A 13,402-nucleotide genomic window follows, 5' to 3' on the forward strand; every position below is an offset into this window, starting at 1 on the left:
CCTTTTATTTAGAATATCACATTAAACCCGCCATGTAAAGGGGTGATACCTTGGCAAATACGCTTGAATCCATTATGCGCCTGACCGACGAGTATACAGCAACTATGTCTAAAATTGTGCGCTCCGCAGAGGAAGGCGGGAAGGCGACGGGAAACGCTGAAAAAGAAGCGAAGTCGCTGAACGATACGCTCAGAAATACTTCTCCTGCCGCGTCGCTTGCTCAAGCGGGGGTTAACGGTTTGGTTGGAAGATTAACCACACTTGTTTCTACAGTATACCTCGTCAGAAAAGCGTTTGGGTTCCTGTGGGAGTCCATTCAAACCGGTTCAAAGCAACAGGTTCAGAGAACAACGTTTCAGTCCTTGCTAAAAAATCAACAAGTGGGAACCGATCTATACAACTTCGTCACAGCTTACGCTAAAAAATCTGCTCTTGACCGTGAGAACTTATCAAGTGCAACTACTTCTTTTTTGGCCTTTACGCATGACGTGAATCAGCTTCAGCAGCTTTTAAACCTGACGCAGCGCCTGTATATGTTCAACCCGGAGCAAGGGGCAGAGGGTGCGGTGTTTGCTCTGAAAGAGGTTATGACCGGGCAGACGATGTCTTTGAAAAACCGGTTCAATATGAACGGCGTGTCTGCGGAGCAAATCCAGAAATTTGCTCAAAAAGGAGATATCTCAGGGACCATCAATTATCTGAACCAGGTGTTTAACCGTTTTGGCGCGACGCAGGGTGTAGTAGATGCAAACTTTAAAGGCCTGACAGTCCAAATGCAGCTTTTTAAGTCAAATCTGATGTCTGCCCTTGGGGATGAATCTACTGGGGCAGTTCAAGGGCTTTCTCAAACTTTTCAACGCCTAAACGCTGATATGGACGCAGGAAAATTTCAACCTTTTTTCACAACGATGTCAAAGGGAACAAATGCCCTTGCGAATGGACTCTCATGGGTTGCGCAAAACGCAGGCTTTTTAATCCCAACTATAGGCGGGGTTGTTACTGCTCTTGTTGTGTTTAATACAGCAATGAGCCTCGCACGAACTATTTCAGAGGTGACCGGAATAACGATGAGCATCGTGGCTGGAAGATGGATTACAGCCGCTGCGCTTATTGCGGGAGCCGCCGCAACAATAGGGCTTGCAACGTCTTTAAACAGCCAGAACGATGAACTGAAAAAATCGGCAGAAGCACTTACAACGGCGCAAGCCGCCCAAAAATATGCTGCTGACCAAAAAGCAGCCGGCCTCTCTCCGAATGTCGACACGACCGTTACAAACAAGGACCCCATTAAGGTCTCCGGTACTGTGGAGATCGAGAAAGAAAACCTGAAATATGTGTTTGAAGCATCGACTGCGAAATTTTTTGCTTCATTCAACGCAACAAAAGTCGAACCGATCTTTACGGTCCAGAATCAAAATATCACGGAAAAGGCTGACGTGCAGGAGATCAACCGGCAGTTGGCAGGGATGATTACCGAAGCGGCCGGAGTGACCGGGGGAGGGAATTACTGATGAGCTCACAGTATTATATCAGCTTTGGCGGATTTTCCCTCTATACGGCTGCATCTGTACGCGATGAAAATGGACGTGAACTGTCCAGCTATGACAGTGTAGGAGGCGGGAAATTCAACGTTCCGGACAGCCGCAATCCGAAAACATGGGAGATTGAAGCCGAACTAAGTGAATCCTCAAAATACAATATGTGGCGTGCCTCTGAAATTATGAAAGCTTGTGATTCGTTGCTTGACAACGCTAAAGACCCGTCGCGGCTGGTGGTAACCAACAAGAATTATCCGTCAGCAAACATCTCTGTGCTCGCATGGTTTAAAGGCTATACCAAAGAAGAAAAGGAACCGGGAGTATACGATGTTACATTCCGGCTCGAAGAATATAAGCCGGTCGGAGTTAAAACAACGGATATACCTTATGTGGCACGACCGGGAAAGATTCCGATTCCTCCGAAGGTAACGATTAAGAAAAGTAGTGACGTGTATAAAAGTTTCAAAAAGACGGGTGTGGGAACTAAAACCGATAGCAAAACCAAGGAAACAGGGTTGTATAGTAATCCGTTTACTTCCCGAACAGATTGGAAAACGGGAGAAAAATATCTTATAGAGCCTAAAACGGGAAAGCCTCTTACAAATCCGAACACTGCTAAATCTGGTACGGCATATAAAATTAACGGGATGGCCACTACAAGCGCTGTATTGGGAGATCAAACCGAATCGGAAAAATGGACTATTGATATTTTTAATTCTATGAAAAAAGCAGTTAATAATTTTATTTCGTCGTCAAGTAGCAGCCCAAAACGAGGAATGGTGTGATCGTATGCTCCTTGTAAATAATCAGGATATTTCGGAGATCGCCGGAGCTGTCAAGCATGAAACCCGATGGAATGACGGACCCGGAAAGCTGACCTTTGAATACCCGGTAGCAAAGGCCGGAAGATATGCAAATGGCACCGTGGCGACTTTCCAGCATGATGGATCCAATATATTTTATGGCTGGCTGTTCAATACAAAGCAAAGCGGAAAGAAATATTCCTGCACCTGCTACGATCAACTCCGGTATTTCAAAGGCAGCAACTCCCTTATGCGCCCTGTAACCACTCTGTCAGACTGGGTGAACACCGTTGCATTGGATTGCGGAGACCGTATCCGGCTTGGTACGATTGAAAGCACTGAGGTTAAGCTTGGGAAATATCTGTTTGACAACAAAACCCGCCTGGATATGGTCTATCAGTCCATCCAGGACAACTTAATTGCAAACGGCTATTGGTATGTGTTCCGGGACAATTTCGGCGCGCTGGAGCTGCGAGATGTGTATAACCTACGTCTGCCGATTGTGATCGGCGACGGGTCGCTTGCGAAGGATTTCGATTATGAAAAGTCCATCGACGACGATACTTATAATTACGTCAAGGTCGCGAAAGACGACAGCGAAAAGGGTGTTCGGAACGTGTATGTCTCTCAGGATAGCACCAGCATCGCCAAATGGGGCAAGCTGATGATCTATGACAAGGTATCCGCCGATCTGAACGATACGCAGCTTGCTTCACGAGCAAACCGCCTACTATCGGTCAAGAACCGGGAAACGGAAAAACTCAGCATTGAGTGCATGGGGGACAATCGAATTTTTGCCGGGAACAGCATACGAGCGCTTATCTCAGATGCCGGGATCGACAAATGGGCGGTGGTAGATGCCTGCACTCACGAATTCAAGAAAGATTCCCATTCCATGAAACTTGACTTGATATTTTCCGGTGTATCTTCATCCTGATAGGAGTTGAAATAATGGATTATTTACATACTGCGGTAAAGCAGATTGTTGAAAGTTACTTGCAGAACTACCAGCCGGCCGATCTTGTTTACGGCACCTGGGGCGGGTCTACTGTAAAAATCGATACAAAGCCTATGCCCATACCGATTGATATGGTTGATGTCCCGCAGGGGACTACCGTCACCGTCGGAAAGCGCGTGTCACTGCTGCAGAAGCAGGGCGGGCAGCGGTATGCATTGCTGGGGGTGCTGGGATGAGTGTATTGAAGACCTACGGCAGCGATACAGAAAGCTTTCACCCTTCCAAAACCTATCAGATCAGAGATAAACGTATCGAGGGGATATTGGACGGAGTCGACGCGGTGGCACAGGCCGTTAAACTGCTTCTTTCAACAGAACGGTTCGAGTATGAAATCTACTCGACTGATTATGGCGTGGAAACCAAAGACCTGATCGGTGCGGACCGTGAATATATTCGCGGGGACCTCGAACGAAGGATACGCGAAACTTTGGCAGAGGATGACAGGATTACCGGAATATCTGATTTTAATATTGACTTTGACCGTGAAACTGCCCTTGTGACATTCACGGTCAATTCCATATTTGGTGATTTTCAGGGGGAAAGGAGTGTTACGGTTGGCTGAAAACTATGAGTATGACGCCCTGCTGCAGGAAATGCTTGACCGGGTTCCGGACACGCTCGACAAGCGCGAGGGGAGCGTTATTTATAACACGCTTGCCCCCTGTGCCTTTCTCTGCGCTCAGCAGGCGTATATGATCGGGTATCTTACAAATCTGCTCTTTGCGGACACAGCAGAAGCGGAATGGCTTACCCGTGTCTGCAGCGATTTCGGAATTGATAGAGATGCGGCGACTTATTCTGTCCGGCAGATCAACACGCTGGATTCTTCCGGCGACGCGATGGATGTTCCGATCGGCAGCCGGTTCGGGGTTAATGACCTGAAATTTAAACTGATTGAAAAGATTGCCACGGGGCAGTTTAAGGCAACCTGTGAGCAGATCGGCACCCAGGGGAACGCCTATAGCGGTGTGATTCTGCCGGAAGACAATATTAACGGCTTGGGCAGTGCAGAGCTGCTTCCAGCGCCTTTGGTTCCCGCAAGGGATGAAGAAACCGACGACAGCCTACGGGAGCGCTTCAATGCCGCCGCCCGGCGTTCTCCCTACGGCGGAAATATCGCGGACTATGAGGAAAAAACGCTTTCCATCGACGGCGTGGGTTCCGTAAAGGTATTTAGCGCTGTGTCGCAGGGCCCGGGGAATGTCGGACTGATTATCGGTGACGAACAGGGAAACCGGGCGACGCAAACGCTGATCAACGATGTGCAAAACCTTATGGGGGCGAACGGTAGCGGAATCGCCCCGATCGGGCACACAGTAACCGTAGGAACCTCGACCGATTTACCGGTGAATGTGGATGCAGAGATAAAAATCCGGCCCGAGTCAAGCTTTGCAATCGTTCAGCCGATTGTAGAGCAGACCATTACCAATTACATAGAGTCCATTGGCTTCACCGATGAAACCGTATTCTATGCAAAATTGGTGGCAGCGATTCTCAATTGCAGCGACCAGATCATGGATGTGGGAACCGTCACAATGAATGGGGCTTCGGCCAATATCGCGCTCAACAAGACTTATGACAACTATCAGGTGCCGACAGTCGGGGCGGTTACAGTTACGGAGGTAGCAAGCTGATGTTTTATGACGATCCAGCAGACTACAAAGCTTATTTGCCCGAACCGTTTCAGAAAGTGGTCGAGGTAGACGCACTGGCCGGAACGATCAATATCCAGATCGACAAGCTGTCCGCGATTGTTAAGAGCATGGCCGATAACAAAAGTGTATCCACGGCGGACGAAGACGGCTGCGCCCGGTGGGAAAAGATGCTGGGCGTAAACGCTCCGATGAACGCCACTCTACAGGCCCGCAGGGATGCGCTCAAAGCGAAGCTGATGACTAAGCCGCCTATCAATTTGCAGACCTTAAAAGCCATTGTGGAAGCTTATATGGGGCTGGAAGTTGATGTGCTTGTCGACGGATATACCGTGAAAATCCGATACCGCGGGGAATCCCGGATTGCGGATTTAAACCCGCTCATAGCAACGGCATATGAAAAGATCCCGGCCAATATGCTGCTGGATATCGCGTACCTCTATCTGATATGGGACGAACTGGACATACAAAACCTTACATTCGACCAACTGGACGCTAAAAACCTGACAATGACTGATTTAGAAAAGGGGGAATGGATTTGAGCGCGATTACAGAATTTCAGGGCACAGACGGTGCAACGCGAGCGAATTTTAATGAAAGAATACAGGAGGCAAACGCCGAGTTTGAAGCGCAAGATTCCATCCTCTCCGCTCACGAAGCCGACGCCGTCGCTCACGTCACCCAAGCGGATCACGACAAGATCACCGCCGCCGCCACCAAATCCACCCTCGCCACCGCAACCCTCCCGGCATCCGGTTGGACGGGCGGCGAGGCCCCATATAGCCAGACGGTCACTGTAGCGGGCGCGAAGCCGGAGCCGACTCGCATAGAGGTCCAGCCGACAACGGATGCAACAGCGGCGCAGTGGGCGGCGTGGCGGGCTGCTCTGATACGTGGTGGCGGGCAGGGTACGGACAGCATTACATTGCTGGCGGACGGAGATAAGCCTGAGATTGACATACCGATTGCAGTAACCATCAGGGGGGATGTATCTTGATTATTAATACAGCGCAGGGCGGGGGCGGCTACGGAACGCTTCCCGCCCAAATAAGCAATTTTTATGCAACTATTGGAGCCGCGTCCGTAAAACTCACATGGAGCAACCCGGCTGATGAAAATTTCGCCGGTGTGCTGATTGTCCGCAAGACCGGCAGTTATCCTGCGAAGCCGGGTGACGGTACGAAGATATATCAAGGAACTGCGCAGACGTACACCGACACTGGTTTGGAGAACGGCACACAGTATTATTATCGTGCGTTTTCGTATAACAGCAAGCACGAATACCAGACCGAGTATTGTGTTGCGACCATGACGCCGCAAGCCGGATATACGCTGGGGAGTTTTCCGGTCGGAACAAAAATTAAGTTTGGTTCTGTTTCCGGAAATCCGTCCGGAAACCCGATTGTACAAAAGATAGTCAATAAATCGGGTAATGATATCACTCTGATTTCAAACGGAGTGGTGGGTACATATGCTTTTGACGCGATGGAACCTTTGAATAGCGATTCCAACCGTCAAAGTAAAGGAAACAATAGATATAAGTACAGCAATATCCATCAATGGCTTAACTCTGATGCGGGTGCTGGCTCATGGTACACTGCGCAACACTCAGCAGATCAAGCCCCAGATAGCACAAGCGTTGTTTCGGCGAACCCCTACAGCTCGAAGGCGGGCTTCCTCAACGGATTCAGTACAAAAGAAAAAAACTACCTTAAAACCAAAACGGTCACGGTCGGAATCCCTTCGTTAGACGGCGGCGGGACCGAAACGATCACCGCAAGGATATGGCTACCATCTGGAACCGAGGTTGGATATACGGGATTTGGATATACGGAAGGGACACAGCTTTCAGCCTTTTCAGATGATGCGAGTCGGATTTCAAGTCCAGTAGCAAACTATTTGCTCCGCACTCCGCACAGTTCCACATCGACCAGTTATACAAGCATAGTTAGGGCCGTAAATACCGCTGGTGCACAGTCGTATGTCGATGCGTACAACGGTGGGACATATGGCGTTCGCCCGCTCTGCGTCCTTGATTCTTCCGTCCTCTGCTCGCTATCGGTCGATGGTAACGGCTGTTATACCGTACTGTGAGGTGAATTATGATAACTAATTATATTAATCTTAACAACGTGTGGACGGAAGTCCTTATGATTCAGAGCGACACGGAGCGATCTTACGGCTCTGTCATTGAGGACGGCGATAAGCGGTACAACGTGTCGCCATTCCGGGAGTGGCAGGAGGATAGCAAGTACCATTACTGGTTCATCATCAATTCAATCGAGATTATCAACCCGGAATTGCTGCAAAAAATCAATGAATTACAGGCCGAGAATGATATCTTAGGTCAGACAGCCGCACAGCTCCAGCTGGATAATATGCAGCTTAATTCCACAGTAGACACGCTGGGCGCGACCGTGGCGCAGTTACAACTTGAAAATATCGCGGCGAAAGGAGGTGCATCCTGATGGCATTTTGGTCACTTGCTTTTACCCGCAAGTGGGTAACGATCGATCAGCTCCGGCAGGCCGTAAAGACTGACAGCAATCCATACGGCCAGATTACACCGGAGCAGTTTCAGACGATTACAGGGGAGGAATTCGCATGATGATAAAAGGAATTGACATTGCCAGGTATCAGGGGAGTCCTGATTTCAAGCGCGTCAAGGCAGCCGGTATCCAGTATGTGATGCTCAAGGCGACCGAGGGAGTCAACTACATAGACCCATGTTTCAAGGCCAACGCTGCGGCCGCGATTTCCGCAGGGTTGCCGATCGGGGTATATCACTTCCTCCGCACGGGGAGCGTATCCGATCAGGTACGGGATTGTCTGGCAGCAATTAAGCCATATCGGATTACGTGGCCGGTCGCCGTGGACGTGGAGCACAACGATCTGCTTTCAATGGGCCGGGACAAGCTGACCGACATGGTGCTTGACTTCTGCGCGAGGATTAAGGCTGCCGGATACCAGCCAATGATCTACAGCAATTACAATTGGCTGTACGTTGCCAAGTATCTTGACGTCGCCCGTATCAAGGCTGCAGGCATCCCGATCTGGATGGCATGGTACAGCAAGGCGACGCCGGACAATACCGACCGGTCCGCGCTGTGCGACATGTGGCAGTATGCGAGTGATGGCGAGGCAGACGGTGTTACCAGCAATGGACTTGATATGGATGTGTCTTATCGGGACTTTGGGGTCAAATCTTACACTTGCGACACCACAATGCCAATTACTCTTGAGCACGGGAAGGCGTATCAGGTCAAAATCACAACAAAAGAAGCCCCACGTGTTACCGACGGTACGCCGGGCGTCGTAACAATTCTGCACCGTGTTACCCAGGGCGACGATTGGCTGTACTACATTGTGGCCGTGGGTGAGCCGGGTACAGGCACGGGAATCTATGTTAACGGTGACAAGCAGTTTGTGGTGAATATTATATAAGCGAGGGTAAAACATGACGGATATTGCACAGGAGGCATTGGACAGCGCGAAATCAGCTCACCACCGTATTGATGGCATGGAGCAGGAAATCAAAGACATCCGCAGCCTGACGGCAGCAGTAGCGACAGTCAGCACAAAGGTGGACGGGCTGGACAGCGACGTCAAAGAGATAAAATCAGACGTCAAAGCTATCACCGCTCAGCCCGGGCAAAAATGGGACTGGCTTACAAAAGCGATTATTACGACACTGGCCGGAGGGTTGGTAACTGCAATACTGGCACTTATATTAAAATAGCCGGTCAACCCGGCAGGAAAGAAGGATACATATGAAAATCGATTGGAAACGGAAACTTACATCCCGGAAACTGTGGGCGGCAATCGTATCGTTTGCCGCGTTGCTTGTCGTCGCCCTGGGTGGCACCGAGGCGCAGGCGACGCAGATCACTGCATTGATTATGGCCGGTGCAACCGTCGTAGCCTACATCATCGGTGAGGGCCTCGTGGATGCTGCCAGCGCCGGGGCGGCATCGATCACGCAGCTCAGTGCGCCGATTATTGGAACGGTTGACCCCGCACCCGCTGAAGCCGCACAGACCGGAGCAGATCAGGCCGCGGAGGTTAAGACGGATGCGGCGCTGTCCGGGAGCGAGAAAACAGAATAGACTTAACGAAAGGGCATCGGATTAACCGGTGGGCTTTTTTCACACAGCCTTGTCAAATTCTGTAGTATAATATTATCAAAAGAATATTGATAAGGTGGTTATAACGTGAATGCTGAAGATTGGAAACGCTATGATAAACGAGTACGGCTAATTGTCGATCCGTTCGGCAGCGGCTTCCCGAAGCTACGCAAACTTATGATAGAGTGGGCAAAGGAAAACAACCTGTCCACCCATGATCTGATGGAACAGTACATGGCGTGGAAGTGGAAAAGATAGAGCATTTACACCGCCACTCCCGGCACATCGTCGCCCTACTCACCGCCGGTAGCACCCAGTACGCCAGAGCCATCAAAATAATAGACAAGACTACCCCGAGTAATGCACTGATCATACAGGCCGCTTCGGGCTTGCGGACCCGATGTGACACCCATATTACGATACGGGACAGGCCGATAGCAAGCAATACGGCGGAAATGACCATTATGATCATCATTAATTCGCGGGTCATGAATCTGCACCATGAACGATCATGGTTGTATATTTTTCTTCAAGCCAGTTTATCATATCTTCTAGGTTTTCATTGTCCATTATGAATTCTCTGGTATCGATTATTTCGCTTTTATCGTGGCAGAAAGGACCGTACCAGACCTCCGCGGTCATCGTATTTTGGGACGGGGAAATTCTATACCTGAACTGCTTCAAATCGGTTCCCCTGTTGTCCACGCCTCCCGTAAATTCATTATTGTTTTGAAAATACATAATTCCGGGTATTGCTCCTTGTTCGTGAAAATTCATCAAATCGCCTCCGCGAATTATTATGAGCGATTGAACGAAGAATTGCAATAAAAATGTTTAGGTATGTGTATTAAAGTAGGCGTTTTGGTAGGCGTGATTAAGAAAACGGCTATAAACATGACTTTTAATAGAGTTCGACTCTCGTCATCTCCACCAAATGGACATTACACGAACACCTACTTTTTCAAAGGCGGCTTTGCCGTAACGGTGTGGTTGTAATGCCAACAACAAGAAAGAGCGGTCAAGGGTTAAGCCTTGGCTGCTCTTTTGCCTTTTAAAAATTAACGTTTCGAGTCTTCTTTTGTAACTGTAGTTTGGTCAACGAAGCGTTTGATGAAGCTATAAAGTCTTTAAAGAATTGAGCGTATGTTCCGCTTTTGACTCCATTTTTTTCATGTAGGTAGCCATATAATCATAATCTGGCATACCTTCCGGCGTTGCAGGAAGTTTTATAGAAAAATCCCTTTTTATATGTGCATTTAGTTCTTTTATAAAAGCCTGATAGTTGTTTTGACTTTCTTTGAAAATTGCCGTAGCAATAAATTGCTTTGCCCAGAAAGAAATCTTCACTTTAGGAATAAGTACGACAACATTTTGGCTTGTGTAAAATTGATTTTCCTGCACGAAGCACGCTCCGAGATAAGCACCACCTAAAGCCAGTGTTAAGTTTCCCGGTTCATACGGAACCAATCCATCTATCTTTTTGACTTTTTCAGTTATGCCATTATTAAAATTTGACCTTCCAACAAAATCTATTTCAATAAGAGAGGTGTCCATCTTTACCTTGTCCAGTTTTGTTCCAGAATCAATTTCAAAAATATCATATAAGTGAAATAATTTCCATTTAGAAATATCAATATTTGAGTTTCGTGATTGCCTCGCTGACTGTAGCTTTATTAGCGAAGCGCTGACTTCGGTTTCTAAGTTTTGCATATATGACTCCATATACGCAAAATCCGGATTACCAGTTAAGTCAACAGGCACTTTTATAAACTCATTCTCCATATCCTCTTTCTTCCATTTGTCAATAAATGCATATTGTTTTCCGACCTTTTTTATTAGTGGAATAAAGAACATTGCAATGCTTTTGTTCATTTGAAATTTCGGATATAGAATGTTTACATCATCTGAAGCCCAAAATCTTTCATCCTGGTAAAATGCTTCTCCTATAGAACCATTATAAGTGACAGTAATTGTGTTTTTGGAATGTAAGTGCTCATCATTTGAAATATAAGCAGTAATACCATTATTGACCGAACTTGCCCCAATAAACCTAATGGTACCTTCCTTCATATCAGCTTTCGTTAGTCTAGTTCCTTTAGCAATATTGAAAAATAAACTTATAGGAAAGTGTTCCCAATTACTTGTATCAATTTTACTCATTGGGCTTTGCCTCACTTTTCAACGAAATAGAGACAGCTTTATCATCAGCAGAAATACTGCTTTCGTACATTACTTTGTTTACAAGCTTCTCACTGAACTCTTTTACATCTATACCTTCTTTAAACATAAGATAGTCCATCATAGTCTTTGTAAAATCTTCATCTGAAATTTCAAACGGTTTTTCAGGCTTTTGATAACTCAAATGCTCAGAGGGCTTTATCCATTGAATTGTTTCATCACCTGATTGCTTCCGAATGATTTCAACCCATTCATCTTCGATACTTTGCCATCTATCTTTTATATCCTGACGGCCTTGATTTTTAACTGTTTCAAGCCCATCCTCTTGTATGTAACAAGCAAATATTTCTTGATTATTCTGTGGCACCCCTGCTTCAAAAACGAACACAGAAGTTGTTACACCTTCCGAAAACACTTTCTCCGGTAGTTTGATTATTTTTTTAAGTCTGCTGTGCTTCAACAGCTTTTTTCCATTGTCCTTTTCTAGCTTTTTGTCTGGTAAAACAAAAGCACACATCGTATGTTCCGGGACACTTTCCAAAACATTGTTTACGATAGTGAGACAACCATATTTTCGCTCAAATGGAGGATTCATTAGAACCTTAGTAATATGTTTTTTCAATAACAAATAATTACCGTTCTCGTCCTTCTTGAAATCCCCTTTCTTATCCATTTCAAAACTTTTGGATTTCATCCAGTCGCAAGCTTCCTGAGTCCTTGAATCTAACTGTTCTAGGTTAGTTTTGCCATCCTTGTGAATAAGCATATTGGCACAGGCTAAGGCATATATCTCTCTGTCAAATTCTATACCATATAGTTGCACATCCTTAATAATTTGAGCTTTTTTGGATTTTAAGCCACCGGACTCTTTTATCATGTTACACATAGATTTGACAAGAAAAGCACCTGAACCGCAAGCAGCGTCTAATACAATGTCATTCTGATTGACTTCAATGAGGCGATACATAAACGATGTAATATGATCCGGTGTAAAAACCTGTCCACTTTCGGATTTCTTTTTATAACGGTTAAATTCATTGAAAAAGATACCCATTACATCTTCGCCATTCCAGTAGTCAGAGTTAACGCAATTAGATATTTCAACAATCCATTCAATAAAGTTATCAATAGCTTCTTGATTGGTGGTGTTGTTCATTTTGATTTCAGAATAGACTTCTGTCAGTAAATCGAGTTTTAAGTTTTGTTTTCGGCTTTCTTCAAGCGATTTGGAAAGTGTGCTTAAAATGGAGTTTTTCATCAAAGTGAACCCCATACCTTTTATCAGCATAGCACCATATCTTTTTGCAACCAATGCGCACGCAGTAAATATCATTCTATGATACAAATTTTTGATCCCGAACTCTGTGTGAAGGCAATCGTTTATGCGCTTTGTTAGGTTATAAATACGCTGCTTATCAATTGTATTTTGTGTAAACAGAGAAATATAATATGACTTTTCTTGAAGCTCACTTGCAGGATTAGGAATCTCTAAATTGTTAAGAAAAACCCTGTTTTCATTACCATTAAATAAAATGCCTACAACCTGTTTATATTGTGTCAATGCAATATTACAATTCTTAATCAACTCATTGACCCATTTTTTAAGGGAAATGTCCTCCGATTCTGACTTTGTTTCCAGTATGATAGCTGGAGAATTATGATCTTCCGGCAGATACCATCCATCAGGTTTATCATTTACACCTTTGAATCCCAGCTGATTAAACGTTGTGATTTGCCCTGTGCCTTGTTTTATTTTCGCTTCAGCCCTATCAAAGCCTAAGATAATCTTTGCACTATCTCTAACTTCATCTTCAGTACGATATATTACCTTAGCCATTTTTCTTTCCCCCAAGAATTTTTTCAATTTCTTCCATTTTGGTAATTACTGCATGTCCAGTTTTTGTGATGCTGTAACTGCCCTTTTTCTTTTGCTCCACACAATTAGCCGATTGTAACGCTTGAATCCATCTATTTATAGTGGCAGGACTGCTACCATACTCAGTAGCGATTTCCTCTTGCGAGAAGTTAATAACTGTCCCTCGTGAGGTTTTCTGCTCGTGACGTTCCAACCAACTCAAAAAGCGATACT

19 protein-coding genes are annotated in these 13,402 nt (G+C 46.1%); 15 read left to right on the top strand and 4 right to left on the bottom strand.

Features of this window, described 5'->3' with window-relative positions:
• Nucleotides 1–50 precede the first annotated feature (50 nt).
• From LY85_RS18460 to LY85_RS19415, 15 genes are all read left to right on the top strand, one after another.
• A complete protein-coding gene (locus tag LY85_RS18460; protein WP_141827823.1) occupies nucleotides 51–1,511 on the top strand; it encodes a hypothetical protein in 1,461 nt (486 codons plus the stop codon).
• Entirely contained in the window at nucleotides 1,511–2,323 is an 813-nt protein-coding gene (locus LY85_RS18465; protein WP_141827824.1) for a hypothetical protein, read from the top strand. The genes LY85_RS18460 and LY85_RS18465 overlap by 1 nt, the downstream gene beginning before the upstream one ends.
• Before the next feature lie 4 nt (nucleotides 2,324–2,327).
• Nucleotides 2,328–3,278, top strand: coding sequence for a hypothetical protein (locus LY85_RS18470; protein WP_141827825.1), 951 nt, complete (start codon nucleotides 2,328–2,330; stop codon nucleotides 3,276–3,278).
• Nucleotides 3,279–3,292: 14 nt separating this feature from the next.
• Complete coding sequence (locus LY85_RS18475; protein WP_141827826.1) at nucleotides 3,293–3,535, top strand: hypothetical protein; 243 nt, start codon at nucleotides 3,293–3,295, stop codon at nucleotides 3,533–3,535.
• Nucleotides 3,532–3,921 carry a DUF2634 domain-containing protein gene (locus LY85_RS18480; protein WP_141827827.1) on the top strand — a complete coding sequence of 130 codons (390 nt, stop codon included), beginning with the start codon at nucleotides 3,532–3,534 and terminating at the stop codon, nucleotides 3,919–3,921. The genes LY85_RS18475 and LY85_RS18480 overlap by 4 nt, the downstream gene beginning before the upstream one ends.
• Nucleotides 3,914–4,993: a baseplate J/gp47 family protein gene (locus LY85_RS18485; RefSeq protein WP_141827828.1), complete on the top strand. Its 1,080-nt coding sequence runs from the start codon at nucleotides 3,914–3,916 to the stop codon at nucleotides 4,991–4,993. Before LY85_RS18480 ends, LY85_RS18485 begins: the two co-directional genes overlap by 8 nt.
• Nucleotides 4,993–5,553 (top strand): putative phage tail protein, encoded by a 561-nt coding sequence (locus LY85_RS18490; protein ID WP_141827829.1) that lies wholly within the window; start codon nucleotides 4,993–4,995, stop codon nucleotides 5,551–5,553. The genes LY85_RS18485 and LY85_RS18490 overlap by 1 nt, the downstream gene beginning before the upstream one ends.
• On the top strand, nucleotides 5,550–6,008 hold the full coding sequence (locus LY85_RS18495; protein WP_141827830.1) for a hypothetical protein: 459 nt from the start codon (nucleotides 5,550–5,552) through the stop codon (nucleotides 6,006–6,008). The genes LY85_RS18490 and LY85_RS18495 overlap by 4 nt, the downstream gene beginning before the upstream one ends.
• A complete protein-coding gene (locus LY85_RS18500; protein ID WP_141825647.1) occupies nucleotides 6,005–7,105 on the top strand; it encodes a DUF6273 domain-containing protein in 1,101 nt (366 codons plus the stop codon). Before LY85_RS18495 ends, LY85_RS18500 begins: the two co-directional genes overlap by 4 nt.
• An 8-nt stretch (nucleotides 7,106–7,113) precedes the next feature.
• Nucleotides 7,114–7,479, top strand: a complete 366-nt coding sequence (locus LY85_RS18505; RefSeq protein WP_141825648.1) for a M3 family oligoendopeptidase — start codon at nucleotides 7,114–7,116, stop codon at nucleotides 7,477–7,479.
• Nucleotides 7,479–7,619, top strand: coding sequence for an XkdX family protein (locus LY85_RS18510; RefSeq protein ID WP_141825649.1), 141 nt, complete (start codon nucleotides 7,479–7,481; stop codon nucleotides 7,617–7,619). Before LY85_RS18505 ends, LY85_RS18510 begins: the two co-directional genes overlap by 1 nt.
• A complete protein-coding gene (locus LY85_RS18515) occupies nucleotides 7,616–8,455 on the top strand; it encodes a GH25 family lysozyme (RefSeq protein ID WP_141825650.1) in 840 nt (279 codons plus the stop codon). Before LY85_RS18510 ends, LY85_RS18515 begins: the two co-directional genes overlap by 4 nt.
• 13 nt (nucleotides 8,456–8,468) lie before the next feature.
• The gene (locus tag LY85_RS18520) at nucleotides 8,469–8,750 is read left to right on the top strand and encodes a hypothetical protein (RefSeq protein WP_141825651.1); all 282 of its coding nucleotides are present in this window, start codon (nucleotides 8,469–8,471) and stop codon (nucleotides 8,748–8,750) included.
• A gap of 31 nt (nucleotides 8,751–8,781) precedes the next feature.
• Entirely contained in the window at nucleotides 8,782–9,117 is a 336-nt protein-coding gene (locus tag LY85_RS19805) for a hypothetical protein (protein WP_347562408.1), read from the top strand.
• A 105-nt stretch (nucleotides 9,118–9,222) separates the two neighbouring features.
• Nucleotides 9,223–9,393, top strand: coding sequence for a hypothetical protein (locus LY85_RS19415; RefSeq protein WP_185741097.1), 171 nt, complete (start codon nucleotides 9,223–9,225; stop codon nucleotides 9,391–9,393).
• A 228-nt stretch (nucleotides 9,394–9,621) separates the two neighbouring features.
• On the opposite strand, the gene LY85_RS18530 is transcribed toward LY85_RS19415, so the two are convergent.
• From LY85_RS18530 to LY85_RS18545, 4 genes are all read right to left on the bottom strand, one after another.
• The gene (locus LY85_RS18530; RefSeq protein WP_141827831.1) at nucleotides 9,622–9,912 is read right to left on the bottom strand and encodes a hypothetical protein; all 291 of its coding nucleotides are present in this window, start codon (nucleotides 9,910–9,912) and stop codon (nucleotides 9,622–9,624) included.
• Nucleotides 9,913–10,251: 339 nt separating this feature from the next.
• Nucleotides 10,252–11,295 (bottom strand): restriction endonuclease subunit S, encoded by a 1,044-nt coding sequence (locus LY85_RS18535; RefSeq protein WP_141827832.1) that lies wholly within the window; start codon nucleotides 11,293–11,295, stop codon nucleotides 10,252–10,254.
• Nucleotides 11,288–13,150, bottom strand: coding sequence for an N-6 DNA methylase (locus tag LY85_RS18540; protein ID WP_141827833.1), 1,863 nt, complete (start codon nucleotides 13,148–13,150; stop codon nucleotides 11,288–11,290). The genes LY85_RS18535 and LY85_RS18540 overlap by 8 nt, the downstream gene beginning before the upstream one ends.
• Nucleotides 13,143–13,391 (bottom strand): helix-turn-helix domain-containing protein, encoded by a 249-nt coding sequence (locus LY85_RS18545; RefSeq protein WP_185741287.1) that lies wholly within the window; start codon nucleotides 13,389–13,391, stop codon nucleotides 13,143–13,145. Before LY85_RS18545 ends, LY85_RS18540 begins: the two co-directional genes overlap by 8 nt.
• Between the last annotated feature and the right edge of the window lie 11 nt (nucleotides 13,392–13,402).

Origin of the sequence: Clostridium sp. KNHs216 (assembly GCF_006714885.1) — a bacterium.
In the GTDB taxonomy this organism is placed as follows: domain Bacteria; phylum Bacillota; class Clostridia; order Oscillospirales; family Acutalibacteraceae; genus Caproiciproducens.